Below are 19,031 nucleotides of genomic sequence, written 5' to 3'. Positions count from 1 at the left end.
CGACGGTCAGAGTTCGGTCCCATCGCAGCCTCCCGTCCTATCCGGCTCGGTCAGCGCCCCGTCGCCCGATGTCCTTGCGTCATCGATGCCGGTCCCTCCGAGCCCGCGTCGCATATCAGCGGAAGGGGCAAAGCCGGCCGGTACTTCACCCAGACCGGAGGCCCTGCGACAGGTCAAAACGATACGTCCCGCCCGGCTGCATCCGGAGGCTATAGCCCCGTCGATCGAGCCGATACCGGCGTCGATCGATGCCCCCCGGCTTATGGCTGCCGCTCAGCCGCCAGCAGAGCTGCCGGATACGGACATGGCGGTCGCAAGGCCCGCCAGGCGATCGATGAACGCCGTTGCCGTAGAGGAGGATACCCCAGGTCGAGCGGAGGCGCGACGGACCAGCGTCAGCGCGATTCGCGCGCTACGCCGGCAATGGTGACGGCATTCGCTCTACCGGTCGCTGAGCGGCGAGCCGAACTGGTCAAACCGCGCTGAACGCGGTCTGCGGCAAGGCTTCCCGTTCGGGCCGCGCCAGCAGATACCCCTGGAACAGCTTGATGCCGATCGTCCGGAGAATTTCCAGCTCGGCTGCGGTCTCGACCCCTTCGGCGATGCATCGAACGTCCAGAGCATCGGCAATCTGCACCACGCCGGCCACGATCGTGCGCCGCGCGGCCGATCCATCGATCCCACGGATCAGCGCCATATCGAGCTTCAGCATATCCGGCTGAAGGTCGGCAAGCAGTCCCAAGCCGGCATAGCCCGCCCCGAAATCGTCGATCGCCGTAGTGAAGCCACGCGCGCGATAGGCCTCGACGATGCGCCGGACATGCGCCACGTCCTGCATGCGTTCGTTCTCGGTGAACTCGAACATGAGCCGGGTCGGATCGAACGCGACCCGTCGGGCAGCCGCCAGCGACGCCCGGATGCAGGCGTCCGGCTCGTAGACGGCATTGGGCATGAAGTTGATCGACAGCTTGGCCCCATCGTCGGGTCGGAACAGGTGACCGGCCAGCTCGATGGCCTTGACCCGGCAGGCCTGGTCGAACTTGTAGATCATGTCCGGCTCGACGCCGGCCAGAACCGTAGCCGCGCCCTCTCCGCCGACACCGCGGACCAGGGCTTCATAGGCGAAGACCGAACCCGTCGTCACATCGACGATCGGCTGGAACGCCATGGTGATGGCGAGGGGCAGGGGGGCGCCGGTACGGCAGCCGTGACAGGCATCGTGCAAGGTCATGGGCATGGACCGTTCGACATCCTTGGTCGAAATAGGAGCGTGTATCATACCCAATCTTCCAGTTTACCCATCATGTTTCGAGGCAATGCATTGCCGAAGCGGATGCTGCGGGGGCGTTCGAGCGGCGACAGTCGATCACCGCACACGCGGTCGATCCGGACGGCGAGATCGGCGACCTCCAGACTGCCGTCGGGCACGATGAAGGCCTTGAGCCGTCCATTCGCATGCTGACGGACCGCGACATCGGTGACCCCGTCGATCTGCCGCAACGTGTCGGCCACATGGCCGGGCCAGATGTTCCGGCCTCCGACTTGAACCGCCCCGTCGCGTCGGCCGAGCGGTCGGAGGCGGCGCTCTCCGATGACCTCGACATGGTCGGGCAGGTCGTAGCTGTTCCCCCCGACATCGCCCAGTCGCCAGTCTTCGTCCCCCTCCGGCAGCAACCGCCAGCGAGGCAAAAGGTCATAGGCAGCGGCGGGCAGGCGGCGAATGGCGATCCCCCCGGTCTCGGACGACCCGTAGATGTCGAGGAGATGGCTGAGGCCGGAGGCGAGCAGCTCCTCCGCAAGAACATCGTCCAGCGGGCCAGCCGAGCTGCACCCGACCACGTCCTCCGGGAACGACCGGACCAACCGGCGCATGGCGTGCCATTGATCGGGAACGGCAACGACCAGATCCCCCGGCACGAGTTTGAGGGGGCCGCCCATCAGGCGCGCGACCACCGGGACATCGAGCAGGACAGGCAGCAAGGCCGTCCAGACGATGCCATAGAGATGATGGCCGGGCACCAACGACACCACACGGCGACGCCCGTCCAACTGCGTGGCGAGGAACCGCGCCTCTGCCAGGAGATCCGCGACAGCATGGACGCAGGGCCGGGGCCGCCCGGTCGAACCGGACGTCATCACGGTCAGTTCGCCACGGCCATCCTCGTGGCCGGACATGATCCAGGCCACCCAGTCCCCGACCGTGCGGGGCGGCTCGGGCGCGAGCAGCCGGTCGTCCAGTCCGAACGTCTCCGCCAGCGCGCCAAGGGCCCCCAATTGCTCCAGCGAGTCGAGGCCCAGGCCATCGTCACCGATCGGCATCGCCTCCGGCCATGTCTCCGGTGGCAGGTTCGGCCGGTCGCGCTCGCGCAATCGGCCGACTTCCGCCCTGACGACGGCACAGGCGATCCGCCGCGCCGCCGAGCGGGGAAGTGTCGAGTTCATGCGGCACAGGCCTGGGGTTGGTGGACTTGGTTCCGGCCGCTCCGTTTGGCCGCGTAGAGACGGCGATCGGCCAGGGCGATCAACGCGTCGATCGAACCATCGGCTTCCTCCAACGTGGCGCAGCCGAGACTGGCCGTCGCCCGCAGCTGGCCCGTCGGCGTATCGATACACAGGCCCGCCACGGCGACGCGCATCTCTTCGGCAAGGTTCAAGGCCTGGTCGAGGTCGAACCGCGGCAGCAGCACCCCGAACTCCTCGCCGCCCAAGCGGGCGAAAATGCCACGCGGTGGCAGGATTTCGGTACAGGCTTGCGCCACTTGGCACAGCAGCGCGTCCCCGACGGGATGCCCATAGGTGTCGTTGACGGCTTTGAAATGGTCGAGGTCGAGGATCACCAGCGCCAGCGAATGGCGCAGCTCCCGCCAGTGCGCCTGCTCCCGTTCCATCGCCTGGCTGAAATGCCGCCGGTTCGAGGCCCCGGTAAGGTGATCGCAGGTGAGCAGGCGACGCAGGTCCTCGGCAGCCGCCTCACGCCGGGGAACGTCGCGGAGCACGACGGAGAAGCCGGTGGGACTCGGCGAGCCGCCATCGGCCCGGGTGACCACCAGCCGCTGGCACCAGTAGCGTGTCCCGTTGCGGCGCTGCTGCCAGCCCTCCTGAAGATGCCAGCCGTCCCGTTGCGCGATCTCCACCTGCTCCTCCAGACGCAGGTCACCGCCCGAACTGTCCGAATGGAGGACCTCGGCCAGCTTCTGGCCGATCACCGCGGTGCAGTCATGACCGGTTTGCCGGGTGAAGCACAGGTTGGCGGAGGCGATATGTCCGTCCGGGGTGATGGACAGCGCGGCATATTCGTTGACGCCGTCCAGCAGCGTCGCAAACCAGGTATCGGCCTGGCGCAGCCGTTCCTCCTGCACCACCTGCTGGCTGATGTCCGACAGGGTCACCATCAGTCGATCGGCGCCGAGCTTCACCATCGTGCACGAGAGAACCTGCGGCGCCTGTTTGCGTCGTCCGGACCCCAGATCGACGAAGATGCGGTGCCCGTCGCAGATCTTGCCGGTGGCGGGCGTATAGGCCGCCGCCAGGCTCCGCAACTCGGGGGCGTGCTGTTCCAGCGCGGCGAAGAGATTGCTGGCATTGCGCGGACCGGCGAGCGGCAACAGATGCTGCATCGCATGCGGGTTCATCATCGCGATCTCGCCGGTCGGGTCGCATTCGATCAAGCCCACCGGACAGGCGTACAGGAATTCGAGAAGCTGCTCCTCGCTGGACTTTTCGCTCATCACGATCGCCTCATCGCTCGATCAGGATATAATGATGCGGCCCGTCCGGGTCGGCCAGCAGGCGAAGGCGGACCTTGGTCGGGCGCATCCGCAAGGTCAGCACATAGGGTATGATGTCGTCGATCGCGGCTTCGTCCTCGAACCGCTGCGCTACCATGAAGTTGTTCATGCATTGGCCGACCGCCTCGAAAAAGGGCACGCCCAGCACCGTGGACGGGTCGAGACCGGACATGCGCGCTTCGGTCGCATTATAGATGGTGACGATCGTGTCTGCGTCGAAGCCGACCACCCCGTAAGGCAGGGCATCCCGCTCGTCCGCGGTCATTCCATCGAGGTCGCCGATCGCGACCGTCTCAAAACTAGCGTCTGACACCGGTACAAGCACTCCACGTTCAGCGCTACATGCCGGACCAATATTTAACCGCCCGCTAAGACCGTCGGATTTCCAGCCGAAATTCAATGCCTTTGCACTGGGGGTTGCCGATGGGGCGCGACCAGCGCGCTTCTTTTCCGGGCACGAACACCGCCGGTCCGACCATCCCGCGATTCTGAGCCCCCGAGCCGCACCATGGCGAGTGATGCCTTTTCTCGATCGCTTCGTTCCAGAAACGGTGCTGGTGGCGACAGGTTCGATGTCGATACGATGACCCTCATCACATAGCGGATCGACGGAGACCCAGCCCATGCAATCGGCGACAACGAAGTTGCCCCTGGCAGGACAGGCGGGGGCCGAGCCGTCCGCCGCGCCCGCCGGCCACCGGATCGACGATGGCGTGGACGCGGTTCTGCCCGCGCGGCGCCTGGTCCCGCTGGCCTTGCAGCATGTGCTGGTCATGTATGCCGGGGCGGTGGCCGTGCCGCTGGTGGTCGGCCGCGCGCTCGATCTGCCGCCGGCGCAACTGGGGCTGCTGATCAGCGCCGATCTGGTCGCCTGCGGCTTCGCCACACTGATCCAGACGCTGGGGCTGCCCCTGGTCGGCATTCGCCTGCCGATCGTGATGGGGGTGACCTTCGCATCGATCAGCCCGATGCTGGCGATGATCGCCGCCGGCAGAGCCGATGGCGCGCCGGCCGAGGAGGTGCTGCGCGGCATTTACGGCGCGGTCATCGTCGCGGGGGTGTTCGGATTCTTCATCGCGCCGTTCGTCGGCCGGGTGTCGCGGCTGTTTCCCCCCGCCGTGACGGGGACGGTGATCCTGTCGATCGGCCTCAGCCTGATGCGCGTCGGCATCAACTGGGCGGGGGGCGGACAGCCGACCGATCCCGGCTATGGCGCGCCGGCCCATCTGCTGCTGGCGCTGCTGACGCTGGGTGTCGTGCTGTGCCTGATGCGGTTCGGCCATGGCCTGGTGCGGAGCGGCGCCGTGCTGGTCGGCACGGTCGCGGGCACGATCATCGCCGGGGCGACGGGGCATGTCGACCTGACCCCGGTGCGGGAGGCTCCGTGGTTCGCGCTGGTGCGTCCGTTCCAGTTCGGCCTGCCGAGCTTCCAACTGCCCGCATCGATCGCGATGTGCCTCGTCATGATGACCGTGATGATCGAATCGTTCGGCATGTTCATGGCGGCGGGGCAGATGGTCGGCCGACCGGTCGACCGTCGCCAGATGGTGCGGGGATTGCGTGGGGATGCGGCGGGCACGCTGCTGGGCGGCGTGTTCAATACCTTCCCCTATACCTCCTTCGCACAGAATATCGGGTTGCTCAGCATCACCGGCGTCCGGTCGCGCTTCGTCTGTGCGGGGGCGGGGGTGATCCTGCTCACGCTCGGCTTTTGCCCGAAGCTGGCGGCGCTGGTCGCGGCGGTGCCCCTGCCGGTGCTGGGCGGTGCGGCGCTGGTCATGTTCGGGATGATCGCGGCGACCGGCATCCGCATCCTGGGGTCGGTCGAACTGACGTTCGAACGGCTGGTGACCATCGCGGTGTCGATCGCGGTCGGACTGATCCCCGTCCTGTCCGATCGTTTCTTCCAGGCGATGCCGGATGCGCTGGCACCGCTCCTCCATTCGGGCATCGTGCTGGCGTCGATCAGCGCGGTCGGCCTGAACGCCTTCTTCTCCGGCCGGGCCAGCACGGACGACCCGATGGCGTAGCGATCAGCGGTCGCGAAGCCGCGCGATCGATTGGCGGGCCTGGTCCAGGATCGCGGGGAGCGGGGCGCTCCGCAGCTCGCCGCCCGATATGATGGTCCGCCCCTCGACGACCAGATCGCGCACGCCGGCGGGCGGGCAAAGCACCAGCCCGTCCACGGGGTCCCATGCGCCGGTATTGGCGGCCGTCGCCACGTCCCACACCGCCAGATCGGCGCGCCGGCCGACCGTCAGCGCGCCGCAGTCGTGGCGTCCCAGTATCTCGGCGCCGCCGCGCGTCGCCAATCTGAGCGCCGCGCGAGCGGACAGCGCCTCCGCGCCCCCGGTGACGCGCTGGAGCAGCAGCGCCTGCCGGGCCTCCTGCAACAGATTCCCACTGTCGTTGGAGGCCGATCCGTCGACGCCCAGCCCCAAGGGTACGCCGGCGGCGAGCATCTGCCTTATCGGCGCGATCCCGGAACCGAGCCGGCAGTTCGAGCAGGGACAATGCGCGACGCCGGTGCCGGTCGCGGCGAACAGCGCGATCTCGTCGACGTCCAGCTTGACGGCATGGGCCATCCACACGTCCCGGCCGGTCCAGCCGAGCCGTTCGGCATAGACGCCGGGGCGGCAGCCGAAGCGCGCCAGGGAGAAGGCGACATCGTCCTCATCCTCGGCCAGGTGGGTGTGGAGCATCACGCCCTTGTCGCGGGCGAGCAGCGCCGCATCGCGCATCAGCCCCTCACTGACCGAAAAGGGCGAGCATGGCGCGACCCCGATCCGGACCATCGCGCCGGGGGCAGGGTCGTGGAACCGGTCGATCACCCGTATCGTGTCGGCCAGGATGGCAGGCTCGCGTTCGACCAATGCGTCGGGCGGCAGGCCGCCGGCACTTTCGCCGACACTCATGCTGCCGCGCGTCGGGTGGAAGCGCAGGCCGATCTCGCCCGCAGCGGCGATCGTGTCGTCGAGCGTGACGCCGTTCGGATAGAGATAGAGATGATCGGTACTGAGCGTGCAGCCGGACAAGGCCAGCTCGGCCAGGCCGAGGCGCGCGGCGGCATGGACATCGTCGGGGCGATAGCGCGTCCAGATCGGATAGAGCCGCCGCAGCCAGCCGAATAGCGAGGCGTCGGTCGCGCCGGGTACGGCGCGGGTCAGCGACTGGAACAGATGGTGGTGCGTGTTGACCAGTCCGGGCGTGACCACGCAGTCCCGCGCGTCGATCGTGCGGTCGGCCCCCCGCCGAAGCGACGCGAGCGCCTCGGTGGTGCCGATGGCGGTGATGACCCCGTTGCGCCACGCGATCGCGCCATCGGCGATCTCGCGCGCGTCATCGTCCATCGTGACGAGCGCGGCGGCCGAATGCAGGACGGTGAGCGTCATTGGGGCGGGGTCGTGCCGTAGCGATCCCAATGCGTCAGCAACTCGGTCACGACCCGATCCCCGACCCGGTACAGGCTTTCGACCGATGCGTTCAGGCCGGCATAGCCTTCATTCTCGCGCAGCAGATAATCGGCCGCGGTGACGCCGGGGGGCGGCATGGTATAGTTGCTACCGGTGCGCAGGACGAGGACGCGGTCCTTGTCGGCGCGACCGATCTTCGACAGATAGTCGATGGCCTGGAGCGTCCCGCTTTCCTCCATCGCGCTGGTCACGAAATTGCCCTTGCCCTGCGTGAAATAACGCGTGTGGTCGTTCGCCCAACGATTGAGCAGCGCGCCGTGCCAGAAGGTCATGGCGGAGAACTGATCGCCCATCAGCACGAAGGGCGGCTTTCGCGCGTTGGGATGGTCGGTATAGCGCGCGCGTTCTCGGGCTATGCCGGGATCGTCGGGCAGCGCCACGTCGCGGGTCAGTCGAAAGGCCCATTCGGCGAGGCGCGGATTGAGCGCGAACACCTCGCCGCCATCGGCGCGCGGCGGCGTGGGGTCGCTCGGCCCCTTGCGATCGAGCGGGAAATAGCCGCTTTTCCAGTCGGCGGGGATTTCGCGCGCGTCGATCTCATGCGCAAGATCGCCGTCGACGACATAGCGTGCCCAGGCGGCCGAACCGATCGAGGCATCCTCGGGGTCGATGCCGGCGATGCCCGCGACCAGCCAATAGGCGCGCGACAGGTCGAGCCGGGTGTCGAGGCCGAGCGCGGTGACCGCCGCCGCCGACCGGATCGATCCGACGCCGGTGACGATGCCCAAAATCTGGGTTTCGGGGTTGTAATAGATGTCGTGGAAGCCGTGGGGGAAGGGAATGCGCTGGTGCAGGTTGCGCCGTGTCTTCCACAACTGGAACTCGCCGGCGGTATCGCCTTCGTCCTTGCCGATCTCGAACATGGTGACGACGACCATCCGCACGGGCAGCGGCTTGGCGCACGGCGCGGCGATGGCGCAGAGCGGCGCGGTGGCGGCGGGCGCGGGTGCGGATTGGGCCGGCAGGGCGGGTGCGGCGGCGGCGGCAAGCAGCAGGCCGGTGACGAAAGCATGCATGATCGATACTCCGGCGGGGCGGGGGAGGCGGCGCGTCCGCTCCCCTGCCTGCACCATCAGAATTTATAGACGGCCGACGCCAGGAAGCTGCGCGGACGTTCGGGCAGGACGATGGTGCTGCCGAACAATTCCGTGAAGTTGGCGCGGAAATAGCGGGCATTGGTCGCGTTCTTGACGACGACGCGGAACAGCCACGGACCGGTCTGGTACGAGCTCGACAGGTCGACCAGCGTATAGCCGGGCAGGCGCACCGCCTGGGACTGGCCCGAAAAGACCGAGTCCACCTTCACCACGCTGCCGCTGACCGACAGGCCGTTGTCGAAGCCATAGGTGGCGGTGGCGGAGTAGAGGTTGGCGGGAATGCCCGCCCGGCGCGCGGCATTGCGATTGCCGATCGGGATCAGGCCGGTCGGCTGGCCGCCCAGATACAGGGTCGGATCGGTGACGTTGACCAGATCCTCGATGCCGAAGAAGCTGAACAGCGTGCCGGTTCTCAGGCCGGTCAGGTTGACGACCTCGGTATGGGTATAGGCGGCGGTGACGAGGAGATGGCGGTCGACCGCCCAGCGGGCCTCGGCCTCCACGCCCTTCGTCTCGACCGCCTGGTTGACGGTGATCGACTGGATGTTGAAGTCGGTCCGGTTCTGCTTGTAGGCCGACAGCGCCGCATAGAGCTTGTCGTTCAGCCAGCTGCCCTTCACGCCGCCTTCGTACAGGCGCGAGGTCGACATGAAGCCCGACCGCACCGCCTCGGGCAGGATTTCGGCACCCTGGCCGACGACGATCGTCGATTGCTGCGACGCGGTCGCATAGGGGATGAGGCCGAAGGGCAGCTTGTAGGACGCGCTGGCGGTCCACGACCAGCCATCGTCGCTGCCCTTGGCCGATGTCACGGTCGGCGCCCGGTCCATCACCGTCGGATCATAGCGCGACGCGGCATCGACCTTGTCGTAGCGGCCGCCCAGCAGCAGATCGAGGCCGAAGGAGAAGTCCAGGTCGACCAGCGCGGCGATGCCATAGTCGGTCGTATGGCCGAAGACGCGGTTGGTATAGCCGCAATTGCACTCGGTCGAAAGCAGCCGGTTCGACGCCGGGGTATAACCCCGGGTCAGGTCGACGCGGTGGAAATATTCAAAGTCGAAATCGTCGCCATAGTCGAAGTTGACGTAGCGGACCGAGGGCGACAGCTGGGCCGAAAATTTGCCGGCGCTGGTCTGCACCGACTTGGCCAGGACGATCTTGTCTTCGATCACATAGGAATGGACGCGCTGGGAGAAGCCGTAATCGTTGCTGTTGATGTTACGGGTGTTGTCGAAGAACAGCTGGTTCTTGACGGTCAGGTCATCCGGTCCGTCGAATGTGATGTCGTAATAGAGCGTCGTCTGCTTGTTGTGCAGCTTGTCGTTGACGCCGGTCAGCACGTCGCGGCGGCTGAGCTTGGTGGTGCCGGTGTTGACCAGGTTCAGCTGCGGATAGGTCTGGGTGAAACAGGCATTGGTGAAGCCGGTGGCGAAGGGGCTGAAGGTGCTGTTGGGGCAGGTGAAATTGCCGAAGATCGACAGCCCGTTGGGCACCGCCGCCCGGATCTCGCCCTGCGAGATCTGGCCATCGCCATTGGTGTCGAGCGGCTTGGCGGTGCCGGTGATGTAGGTGCCGTCGTCGACCAGCTTCTGGGTCAGGCGGTTCCAGCCGCCATTCTGCTGCCCTTTGAAATTCTGGAACTGGCCGCCGAATTCGACCCGGATCCGGTCGGTCAGCCGATGGTCGAACGCGCCTTGCAGGATCGTCTGCTTGGTCGACATGTTGCGGTAATAGCTGCCGGAATCCTCGATTTCGGCATAGAGGCTGTAGCCGAGATCGGCGCCCAGGACCCGCGCCGGACCGCGAACCTCGGCGCGCAGGTTGTTCCGGTCCCAGCTGCCGCCGGTATAGCTCAACTCGCCCGTCGGCTTGCTCAGCAGCGCGCCACCCGCGACCCGCGCCGATTTGGGCACGAAGTTCAGATAGCCGCCGGTCTTGGACGGGCCATAGATGGGCGAGGCGGGGCCGCGCACGATGTCGATCCGGTCGGCGGCGGCGATCGGCGTCGGATAATTGCCCGCATTGTCGAGCCTCCGCACCCCCCGGAAATAGGTCTCGCCCGGCGTCCCGCGAATGTCGAGCGCGCCGCCCACCCCGAAGAAGGAGTTTGTGAAGGTGCCGGGCGACTGGGCGACCAGGTCATAGATGTCGGTGATGCCGAACCGTTCGATCTGTTCGTCGCTGATCGTCGAGGCGGAGCGCGGCGTCTCCACCAGCGTCTTGTCGAAGCCGAAGACCGAGCCAACATCCTTGACCGGCAGGGCGTTCAGCGAGCCGGTGACGACGATCTCGCCACCCTCCTGCGCCGTGGGATCGGCGGCCGTCGTCGCGGACGCCTTGTCCTGCGCGAAGGCCGGTGTCGCCAGCGCCGTCCCGCACAGCAGCGACACGGCGAGAGCGAGCCCGGCACCGCGCGGCGGCTTCGGGACGTCCGAAATGGTGGAATGCGAGCAAGCGCGTATCGTCATGGTTAGCCCCCCTGTGACGTCCGATCCGTTTCCCCGGCTCGGTCCGTCGCCAATGTTCCCCGCCTCTCCCATGATCACGTATCGGTCCGACGCCACGCGCCCCTCCCCATGGGGGTGATCGCCGATTGGCGCGCGCGGCAGGCCGACTTGGCGATTGACCTACGGCGCGCCTTCGTTGCATTCAAACGCAATGATCACGATGATCCGTTGCAAAAATTAGCGCATGCCGGCGCTCTCTCGTTTCATCCGGTATTTCATGGCGGTCGGACGGCTGGGATCGATCCGGCGCGCCGCCGATGAACTGTCCGTCTCGGCCTCGGCCATCGACCGGCAGATCCTGAATGCCGAGGCGCGGCTGGGCGTGCAGCTGTTCGAGCGGCTGCCCACCGGGCTGCGGTTGACGGCGGCGGGCGAGGTGATGATGGCGGCGGGCGGGCGCTGGCAGAAACAGCTGGGGGATACGCTGTCGCAGATCGAGGATCTGCGCGGCCTGAAGCGCGGCCATGTCGACATCGCGGTGATCGATGCGCTTTCGAAGGGCCATATGCCCGCGGCCATCCACGCGATCCAGCAGACCCATCCCGGCATCACCATCGGCGTGCACGTGCTGGGCAACGAGCAGGTGCGCCGCGCGATCGCCGCCAACGACGTGGATTTCGGCATCCTGTTCGATCCGCAATCCTATCAGGATCTGACGGTGCGCGCCTTTGTCGATGTGGTGCTCGGCGTGGTCTCGCCGCCCGACCATCCGCTGGCGGGCCGGGCGGGCGTCCGGTTTTCCGATTGCGACGGGGAGTCCGTGATCCTTCCCGCCGCGCCGCTGGCGGTGCACCAGCAGGTGGCGGTGCTGGAGGGCACGTCCGGCGTCACGCTCCACCGCCGCGTGACGTCCGACAATATCCAGATGATCGCCTCGCTGGTCCAGGAGGGGGGCAGCCTGGGCATCCTCACCTCGCTCGACGTGACGACCGAGGTCCGGGCGGGGACGCTGGCCTTCACCCGGATCGTCGACAAGGTGCTGCGCCCCATGACGCTGGCACTGTGCACGGCGACGGCGCGGACGCCCTCCTATGCCGCCGCGATGGTGCTGCGCGAGATCGAGGCGCGCTTCACCCAGTTCGCCTACATTCCGCCTCCCGCCTGACGCCGGGCGGGGCGTGCCAGCAGGCGCAGCATCAGCGCCTCCAGCCGGGCAGGGTCGATGGTGCGGACCAGCTCGGCGCGTTGCTCGCCCAGACCGGGCTGATAGCCCTCGTTCCACGACAGCGTGTCGCCATAGCCGGGTCCGAACTGGGTATCGTAATCGACGAACGCGCTCTGCCGCCCGGTGACGATGCCCGGGTCGAGCCAGATCGCGGCGGCGATCTCGTCCCACATCGGAAAGCCGGGTTCGAGGCTGCCGATCCAGGCGGCGACGGCAGGCGGCGATACAGCGCGCAGCCGGGCGATCAGCGACGGCGTCAGCTCGGTCGCGGTTGCCGGATCGACGGGCACCACGGTGATGCGCCGCCACGGGCTGCGCGAGACGATGCTGGCGGCCTCGGGATCGAAGCGCGCATTGAATTCGCGGCGGGGGGAGTGGACATACTCGCGCGCGAACTGGTCCGCCGATATGCCCGCGCGCATCTGACGCGGATTGAAGCTGCCGCCCATATAGACCAGTTCCTTGGCCAGCCCCGCAAATGTGGGGTCGAGCCGCTGGGCCAGGGCGAGGTTGGTCAGCGGCCCCATCGCGATGATCGTCACCTGCCCGGGATGTTCGTGGACCATGCGCAGCAGGAAATTGGCGGCGATCTCGGGCGAGGGGCGGGTGGTCGGATTGCCGCCGGGCAGGTCGACCGGATCGTCGGCGCGGTGATAGGGCGGCGTGCTCTGTTGGGTCGGCTCGACCCATTGGCGCATCCACGCGCCCTTCCAGATCAGCTTGCCGTACAGGCTTTCCCAGCGTTCGGTCAGCACCTCCGAATTGACCAGCGGATAGGTGGCGCCCGGCACGACGGGGACATGCCGGTCCATCCGCTCGACCCCCTTCAGCGCCATGGCGGTGGCGCGATTGACCCAGACATTGCCCGTCACGGTGGTGATGCCGAGCACCTCGACATCGGGGGCGTCGAGCAGCATCACATGGCCGAGGCCGAAGCCTTCGTCGTCGATGATCACCATCCGGCGATCCTCCGCCGCCCGCGCCTGGACCGGCGCCGCCGCGCCCAGCATCGCTGCCACCCCCCATAGCAGAAGGCCCATTACCCGCATCATCCCGTCCCCCGATCCCAAGCGCATTCACCCAGCACATAGGTGCGCCGCACGATCCGGTCGTCACCCAGCACCTGCATCGCAAACAGCCGCGTCGCCAGATCGGCACCGCCGGTCCGCCGCGCGAGCAGCGGCGTGGCCGCGTCGTCCAGCACGACGAAATCGGCCTCCTGTCCGGGCAGCAGCGCGCCGACCCGGTCGGCGATGCCGAGCAGCGCGGCGCTGCCCCCAGTCGCCAGGTAGAGCGCCCGGAACGGATCGAGCCGGACTTCGCGGGCCAGCGCAGCCTGATAGGCGACACCCGCGGTATGCAGCAGAGAAAAGGACGTGCCGGCCCCGATGTCGCTGCCCAAGCCCAACCGCATCCGATGGGCGTCGGCCTGTCCGAAGTCGAAAAAGCCCGATCCCAGGAAGAGATTGGATGTCGGGCAGACGGCGATCCCGGCCCCCGCCTCGGCAATCCGGGCGCAGCTGCGATCGTTCAGGTGGATGCCGTGTGCGAAGACCGAGCGGGGGCCGACCAGCCCGAACCGATCATAGACGTCGAGATAGTCGTGCGCGTGCGGGAAGCGTTCGGCCACCGCCGCGCATTCGTGGGTGTTCTCCGCCAGATGGGTGTGGAGCAGGACGTCCGGATAGGCGTCCAGCAGGGCGGCGGCCTGGTGCAGCTGTTCGTCGGACGAGGTCAGGGCGAAGCGCGGCGTCACCGCATAGCCCAGCCGGCCACGCCCCCGCCATCGCCGGATCAGCGCCTCGCTATCGACGCGGGCATCGTGCGGCGTGTCGCGCAGGTCTTGGGGACCAAGGTCCATCAGCACCTTGCCCGACACGATCCGCATCCGCCGGTCGAGCGCCGCCTCGAACAGCGCGTCCACCGATCCCGGATGGACGGTCGGGAACACCAGCGCGCTGGTGGTGCCGTTGCGGAGCAGCTCCGTCAGGAACGCCTCCGCCACGTTGGTGGCATGGAGCGGGTCGGCGAACGCCATTTCCGCCGGGAAGATATGGCGTTCCAGCCAGTCGAGCAGTTGTTCGCCGTGCGATGCGATCCGGTCCATCTGCGGATAATGGACATGCGCGTCGACGAAGCCGGGGACGACGATGCCGGGCAGGCGTTCGACCAGCACTCCGGCGAAGCGCGGCGCGAGCGTCGCATGATCGCCGCGTGCCACGACCAGCCCGTCCTCCACCGCGAGCAGGCCATCGGGCTCGTACCGGATGGCATCCGGATCGTCACGGGGATCGGCCGAAACCGACAGCAGTTCGGCGCGGAAAAGGCGTAGGGTCATGGATACTCTGATGTTGCCGCAGCCCCGGCGTGGCCGAGGGTGAGAAGCTGGGCAAGGACCGACAGGGCGATCACCTCCGGTTCCTTGCCCGGGATCGTCGCCAGTCCGATCGGACAGGTGAGTCGCGCGCGCGCGTCGGCCGGCACGGCTTCGCGGATCAGCCGGGAGAGGAACCGGGCGCGCTTGGTCGCCGAGCCGATCAGCCCGACATAGGCGAGGGGCGGACGCAGCAGGGCGGCCTTGGTCAGCGCATAGTCGAGGCCGTGATCGTGCGTCAGGATCACGACGGCTGCATCGTCCGGCGCATCGGACAGGCAGGCCGGCAGGCGATCCGCGTCGACCACCGTCACGCCCGGCGTCTCGGCCAGGGATGGCCGGCTGTCGAACCATGCCAGCCGCAGCGGCAATCCGCTCACGCGGCGGGCAATCGCCTGACCGACATGGCCGGCCCCGAACAGGTAGAGCGGACGCTGTTCCCGGCCGAACCGTTCGGACCAGGTCGCGCCGACGCCGGGGCGCTCGCCCCACGCCGATAGCGGCAGGATCGCTGCCATCGGGTCGGGTGCACGCGCGATGCCGGCCGGATGCAGCGTCGTGGTCAGCGTCGTGCCGTTCGCCGCCGCATCGATCCAATCGAGCGCCGCCGGGTCGACCCGCTCGATCAACAGACGGACCCGCCCGCCGCAGCATTGGCCGAGCAGGGGGCCGAGCGGATAATCCTGTATCCGCCAGCTACCCGGCGGATGGGCGAGGATCGCGCGCGCCTGTTCGATCGCCTGATGCTCCAGCGCACCGCCGCCGATCGTGTCGACCGACACTTCATGGTCGACCACCATCCGCGTGCCGGCTCCGCGCGGGGCCGAGCCCTCGGTCGCGAGGACCGTGACGAGGGCCAGGGGCGCGTCCGGCGTGGCCATGCGTAGCCGGTCGATCCAGGCGACGCTCATGCGCGATGCGCGGCGATGGCGCGCAGGATCGCCTCTGGCGTGGCGGGGGCGTCGAGCGGCGGAAAGGCGCGCCGGTCGGGTGCGGTGGCGGCAATCGCCTCGCCCAGCGCCGACAGCACGCATTGGGCCAGCATGAACGGTGGTTCGCCGACCGCCTTGGACCGGTTGATCGTCGGTTCGACATTCTCGCCGTCCCACAGCGCGATCGACAGACGGTCGGGGCGGTCGGCGGCGGTCGGGATCTTGTAGGTCGCGGGCGAATGGGTCAGCAACCGGCCGTCTTCGGCGAACACCAGCTGCTCGGTCGTCAGCCAGCCTTGCCCCTGTAGGAACCCGCCTTCGATCTGGCCGAGGTCGATCGCAGGGTTCAGCGACTGGCCGACGTCATGGAGGATATCGACCGCCAGCACGCGATGTTCGCCGGTCAAGGTATCCACCACCACTTCCGCACAGGCCGCGCCATAGGCGAAGTAGTAGAAGGGACGGCCGCGATGGGCGGCGCGATCATAGGCGATGTGCGGCGTGGCGTAGAAGCCGGTCGACGACAGCGAGACGCGCGCCAGATGCGCCTTGCGACACAGGGTGGCGAAGGGGACCGTCTCCGTCCCCGCGACGATGCCTTCCAGCGTGAAGCGCACCTCGCCCGGTTCGCAGCCGCCGATCGACGCGGCGACGCCGGCCAGCCGGTCGCGGATCGTTCGCGCCGCCTCGAACGCGGCCATGCCGTTCAGGTCGGCCCCGGACGAGGCGGCGGTGGCGGAGGTGTTGGGCACCTTGTCGGTGCGCGTCGCGGTGATGCGCACCGCGCTTACCGGTACGGCGAAGACGTCCGCCACGACCTGGGCGACCTTGATGTAGAGGCCCTGACCCATTTCAGTGCCGCCATGGTTCACCTGGATGCTGCCATCGGCATAGACATGCACCAGCGCGCCGGCCTGGTTCAGATGCGTCGTCGTGAAGCTGATCCCGAATTTGACTGGGGCGAGGGCGATGCCTTTTTTCAGGATCGTGTGGCGGGCGTTGAAATCCTGCACCGCGGCGCGGCGGGCGTCATAGTCGCTGTCCCGGCGCAGCCGCGCGATGAGGGCGGGGGCGATATTATCCGCGACCGTCATGCCATAGGGCGTCACGTCACGACCTGGTCCATAGAGGTTGGTGGTACGCACATCGAGCGGATTGCGGCCCAGCGACGCGGCGACGACGTCGATCACCCTTTCGATCGCCAGCATCCCCTGCGGACCGCCGAAACCCCGAAAGGCGGTGGCGGAGACGGTGTGGGTCTTCAGCCGTTCGGACAGGATCTCGACCGCTGGCAGCCAATAGCTGTTGTCGGCATGGAACATCGCCCGGTCGTTGATCGCCGGCGACAGGTCGACCGTCGCGCCGCACCGCGAGGCGAGGCGCAAGACCAGGCCAAGGATATGGCCTTCGTCATCGAAGCCGACATCATAGTCGATGGTGAAGTCGTGGCGCTTGCCGGTCAGGACCATGTCGTCGTCCCGGTCGCAGCAGAATTTGGCGGGCCGCCCGGTCTTGGCCGCGACCAGCGCGGCGGCGGCGGCGAAGGGTGCGGCCTGCGTTTCCTTGCCGCCGAACGCACCGCCCATGCGGCGGACCTCGACCGTCACATCGGCGGACGAGACGCCCAGCAGGTCGGCGACCAGATGCTGCACCTCGCTGGGATGCTGGGTCGAACTGCTGACATGGACCTGGCCGTCCTCTTGCGGCCGAGCGAGCGCGATCTGGCCCTCCAGGTAGAAATGATCCTGTCCGCCCATGGTAAAGCCGCCGGAGCGGCGATGCGGCGCGGTCGCCAGCGCAGCGACGGCGTCGCCGCGCGCCATCCGCTGGGTCGGTTCGATCCGCGAGGCGGCGGCCCGGGCATCGGCGATCGTCAGCAGGGCGGGGCGTGGCGCATAGCTGATCTTTCCGAGCCGCGCCGCCCGTCGCGCCGCGCCCCGGCTGGTCGCGGCCACCAGAAAGATCGGCTGACCGCGATAGAGCACTTCGCCATCGGCGAGCAGTCGGTCGTCATGCGCGACCGGGCTGACATCGTTATGGCCGGGAATATCGGCGGCGGTGAAGACCGCTACGACGCCCGGCGCGGCGCGCACCGCCGACAGGTCGACCGCGACGATCCCGGCATGGGTTTCGGTCGACTGGCCGAAGGCGAGGTGGAGCAGGTCGGTCGGCTCCGCTTCGTCGTCGATATAGCGGGCCGCCCCGGTGACGTGCAGGAGCGCGCTGTCATGCGGCAGCGACGGCTTCGCGGCCGGTGCGGCGGGGGCGGCGGCACGGTCGGTCATCATAGCGCGCCCAGCACCGACACCGGCTCCCCCTGCTCGCGGTGCCACAGCCGCCATAACAGATTGCCGGCCGCCTCCTGGCGATAGCCGGCGCTGCCGCGCACATCGGTCAAGGGATCGAAATCCTCCCGCAAGGCTGTAACGGCGCGGGCGATCGTGGCTTCGGTGAAGGGTGCGCCGGTCAACGCCGCTTCGCAGTTCGGGGCGCGGCGCGGCGTCGCCGCCATCCCGCCGAACGCGACCCGTGCCTCCTCGATGGTCCGGTCGCGCAATGTCAGGTGGAAGGCGCCGCAGACCGCCGAAATGTCGCTGTCGAACCGGCGCGACAGCTTGGTGATGTGGACGATGGCGTCGGGGGCGGGGCGGGGGACGTGGATGCGCTCGACGAACTCGCCGGGTGCGCGATCCTGTCGGCCATAGGCGAGGAAATAATCCTCCAGCGCCAGCGTGCGTCGCTGGTCGCCCCGGCGCAGCGTCAGTGAGGCGCCGAGCGCAATCAGCGCGGGCGGGCCGTCGCCAATTGGCGAGCCATTGGCGATATTGCCGCCGATGGTACCGGCATTGCGCACCTGCAACCCGCCGATCCGCCGCACCAGCTCGCCCAGATCCGGATGCAGCCGGTCGAGCACGTCATGGGCCTCGGCATAGCGGACCGCCGCGCCCAGCGTGACCCCGGCGGCGTCCTCCTCGATCGTGCGCAATTCCGGGATGTCGCCGATGAACACCGGCGTATCGAGGTCGCGCAGCCCCTTCGTCACCCAGAGTCCGACATCGGTGGCCCCGGCGATCAGTCGAGCGTGCGGACGTTCGATCAGCAGCGCGGCGAGCGCGTCGGCCGATCGGGGCGCGAACCAACTCTGCGACGGTTCGGGGGCATCCGCCGCCCGGAGGTCGCGTAGCGCGGCGGCCAATGGTCGGTCGTCGCGTTCGATCCGGGACACGTCGCGCGCGGCGGCGAGGATCGGGCCATAGCCGGTGCATCGGCACAAGTTTCCGGCGATCACATCGGCGACGGGCAGGGCATGGCCCGCCGCCCCGACGGCGCGGCCATAGAGCGACATGACGAAGCCCGGCGTACAGAAACCGCATTGCGAGCTGCCGTTGCGTGCCATGCACGACTGGAGCGGGGTCGGCGCGCCGCCCTGCGACAGGCTTTCGACGGTCAGCACCGCCTTGCCGTCGATCATCGGCAGGAACAGGATGCAGGCATTCACCGCCCGCCATGCGATGCCGTCGCCCGTCGCTTCGCCCACCAGCACGGTGCAGGCACCGCAATCCCCCTCGGCGCAGCCTTCCTTGGTGCCGGTGCGGCGCAGGCGATAGCGGAGATGATCGAGCAGGGTCGCGGTCGGCGCGGCATCGGCGATCTCGACGATCGCCTCGTCGAGGAGGAAACGGATCGTCATCGGC

14 protein-coding genes are annotated in these 19,031 nt (G+C 68.0%); 2 read left to right on the top strand and 12 right to left on the bottom strand.

Annotated elements, in window-relative coordinates:
* Window positions 1-472 precede the first annotated feature (472 nt).
* The 4 genes from QE452_RS07535 to QE452_RS07520 form a co-directional block, all read right to left on the bottom strand.
* Window positions 473-1,168, bottom strand: a complete 696-nt coding sequence (locus QE452_RS07535; RefSeq protein ID WP_309658846.1) for an EAL domain-containing protein — start codon at window positions 1,166-1,168, stop codon at window positions 473-475.
* A 107-nt stretch (window positions 1,169-1,275) separates the two neighbouring features.
* Window positions 1,276-2,370: an AMP-binding protein gene (locus QE452_RS07530; RefSeq protein WP_309729828.1), complete on the bottom strand. Its 1,095-nt coding sequence runs from the start codon at window positions 2,368-2,370 to the stop codon at window positions 1,276-1,278.
* A gap of 68 nt (window positions 2,371-2,438) precedes the next feature.
* Window positions 2,439-3,728 carry a diguanylate cyclase gene (locus QE452_RS07525; protein WP_309658848.1) on the bottom strand — a complete coding sequence of 430 codons (1,290 nt, stop codon included), beginning with the start codon at window positions 3,726-3,728 and terminating at the stop codon, window positions 2,439-2,441.
* Between the two features lie 10 nt (window positions 3,729-3,738).
* Entirely contained in the window at window positions 3,739-4,053 is a 315-nt protein-coding gene (locus QE452_RS07520) for a PAS domain-containing protein (protein WP_309729825.1), read from the bottom strand.
* A gap of 358 nt (window positions 4,054-4,411) precedes the next feature.
* Here QE452_RS07520 and QE452_RS07515 point away from each other — a divergent pair, with 358 nt between their 5' ends.
* On the top strand, window positions 4,412-5,818 hold the full coding sequence (locus QE452_RS07515) for a nucleobase:cation symporter-2 family protein (RefSeq protein WP_309658850.1): 1,407 nt from the start codon (window positions 4,412-4,414) through the stop codon (window positions 5,816-5,818).
* A 3-nt stretch (window positions 5,819-5,821) separates the two neighbouring features.
* Here the strand turns inward: QE452_RS07515 and QE452_RS07510 are convergent, their stop codons facing one another.
* Genes QE452_RS07510 through QE452_RS07500 form a run of 3 tightly spaced genes read right to left on the bottom strand, consistent with a single transcriptional unit; the run spans window position 5,822 to window position 10,826 of the window.
* The gene (locus QE452_RS07510) at window positions 5,822-7,180 is read right to left on the bottom strand and encodes an 8-oxoguanine deaminase (RefSeq protein ID WP_309658851.1); all 1,359 of its coding nucleotides are present in this window, start codon (window positions 7,178-7,180) and stop codon (window positions 5,822-5,824) included.
* Window positions 7,177-8,277 carry a purine nucleoside permease gene (locus tag QE452_RS07505; RefSeq protein WP_309658852.1) on the bottom strand — a complete coding sequence of 367 codons (1,101 nt, stop codon included), beginning with the start codon at window positions 8,275-8,277 and terminating at the stop codon, window positions 7,177-7,179. Before QE452_RS07505 ends, QE452_RS07510 begins: the two co-directional genes overlap by 4 nt.
* Before the next feature lie 56 nt (window positions 8,278-8,333).
* Window positions 8,334-10,826 (bottom strand): TonB-dependent receptor domain-containing protein, encoded by a 2,493-nt coding sequence (locus QE452_RS07500; RefSeq protein ID WP_309658853.1) that lies wholly within the window; start codon window positions 10,824-10,826, stop codon window positions 8,334-8,336.
* Between the two features lie 223 nt (window positions 10,827-11,049).
* On the opposite strand from QE452_RS07500, the gene QE452_RS07495 reads away from it, so the two are divergent.
* Window positions 11,050-11,970 carry a LysR substrate-binding domain-containing protein gene (locus QE452_RS07495; RefSeq protein ID WP_309658854.1) on the top strand — a complete coding sequence of 307 codons (921 nt, stop codon included), beginning with the start codon at window positions 11,050-11,052 and terminating at the stop codon, window positions 11,968-11,970.
* On the opposite strand, the gene QE452_RS07490 is transcribed toward QE452_RS07495, so the two are convergent.
* The 5 genes from QE452_RS07490 to xdhA are packed head-to-tail and all read right to left on the bottom strand — an operon-like array spanning window position 11,949 to window position 19,027.
* On the bottom strand, window positions 11,949-13,079 hold the full coding sequence (locus QE452_RS07490) for a nucleoside hydrolase (RefSeq protein ID WP_405052748.1): 1,131 nt from the start codon (window positions 13,077-13,079) through the stop codon (window positions 11,949-11,951). The genes QE452_RS07495 and QE452_RS07490 overlap by 22 nt on opposite strands.
* Window positions 13,079-14,368, bottom strand: a complete 1,290-nt coding sequence (guaD, locus tag QE452_RS07485; protein WP_309658856.1) for a guanine deaminase — start codon at window positions 14,366-14,368, stop codon at window positions 13,079-13,081. Before guaD ends, QE452_RS07490 begins: the two co-directional genes overlap by 1 nt.
* Window positions 14,365-15,315, bottom strand: coding sequence for a xanthine dehydrogenase accessory protein XdhC (xdhC, locus tag QE452_RS07480; RefSeq protein WP_309658857.1), 951 nt, complete (start codon window positions 15,313-15,315; stop codon window positions 14,365-14,367). Before xdhC ends, guaD begins: the two co-directional genes overlap by 4 nt.
* Window positions 15,312-17,621 carry a xanthine dehydrogenase molybdopterin binding subunit gene (gene xdhB, locus QE452_RS07475; RefSeq protein WP_309658858.1) on the bottom strand — a complete coding sequence of 770 codons (2,310 nt, stop codon included), beginning with the start codon at window positions 17,619-17,621 and terminating at the stop codon, window positions 15,312-15,314. Before xdhB ends, xdhC begins: the two co-directional genes overlap by 4 nt.
* Complete coding sequence (gene xdhA, locus QE452_RS07470) at window positions 17,621-19,027, bottom strand: xanthine dehydrogenase small subunit (RefSeq protein ID WP_309658859.1); 1,407 nt, start codon at window positions 19,025-19,027, stop codon at window positions 17,621-17,623. The genes xdhB and xdhA overlap by 1 nt, the downstream gene beginning before the upstream one ends.
* Window positions 19,028-19,031: the final 4 nt, after the last annotated feature.

It is taken from the genome of Sphingomonas sp. SORGH_AS_0438, assembly GCF_031453475.1.
In the GTDB taxonomy this organism is placed as follows: Bacteria; Pseudomonadota; Alphaproteobacteria; order Sphingomonadales; family Sphingomonadaceae; genus Sphingomonas.
Note: the sequence above shows the minus strand (reverse complement) of the source record. Positions and strands in the feature narration are given on the sequence as shown.

What these genes read in the sequence shown, in the direction of transcription:
- QE452_RS07535 (WP_309658846.1), bottom strand. Translation starts at nt 1,168, where the DNA reads ATGGCGTTCCAGCCGATCGTCGATGTGACGACGGGTTCGGTCTTCGCC.
- QE452_RS07525 (WP_309658848.1), bottom strand. Translation starts at nt 3,728, where the DNA reads ATGAGCGAAAAGTCCAGCGAGGAGCAGCTTCTCGAATTCCTGTACGCC.
- QE452_RS07520 (WP_309729825.1), bottom strand. Translation starts at nt 4,053, where the DNA reads ATGACCGCGGACGAGCGGGATGCCCTGCCTTACGGGGTGGTCGGCTTC.
- QE452_RS07515 (WP_309658850.1), top strand. Translation starts at nt 4,412, where the DNA reads ATGCAATCGGCGACAACGAAGTTGCCCCTGGCAGGACAGGCGGGGGCC.
- QE452_RS07510 (WP_309658851.1), bottom strand. Translation starts at nt 7,180, where the DNA reads ATGACGCTCACCGTCCTGCATTCGGCCGCCGCGCTCGTCACGATGGAC.
- QE452_RS07505 (WP_309658852.1), bottom strand. Translation starts at nt 8,277, where the DNA reads ATGCATGCTTTCGTCACCGGCCTGCTGCTTGCCGCCGCCGCCGCACCC.
- QE452_RS07500 (WP_309658853.1), bottom strand. Translation starts at nt 10,826, where the DNA reads ATGACGATACGCGCTTGCTCGCATTCCACCATTTCGGACGTCCCGAAG.
- QE452_RS07495 (WP_309658854.1), top strand. Translation starts at nt 11,050, where the DNA reads ATGCCGGCGCTCTCTCGTTTCATCCGGTATTTCATGGCGGTCGGACGG.
- QE452_RS07490 (WP_405052748.1), bottom strand. Translation starts at nt 13,079, where the DNA reads ATGCGGGTAATGGGCCTTCTGCTATGGGGGGTGGCAGCGATGCTGGGC.
- guaD (WP_309658856.1), bottom strand. Translation starts at nt 14,368, where the DNA reads ATGACCCTACGCCTTTTCCGCGCCGAACTGCTGTCGGTTTCGGCCGAT.
- xdhC (WP_309658857.1), bottom strand. Translation starts at nt 15,315, where the DNA reads ATGAGCGTCGCCTGGATCGACCGGCTACGCATGGCCACGCCGGACGCG.
- xdhB (WP_309658858.1), bottom strand. Translation starts at nt 17,621, where the DNA reads ATGACCGACCGTGCCGCCGCCCCCGCCGCACCGGCCGCGAAGCCGTCG.
- xdhA (WP_309658859.1), bottom strand. Translation starts at nt 19,027, where the DNA reads ATGACGATCCGTTTCCTCCTCGACGAGGCGATCGTCGAGATCGCCGAT.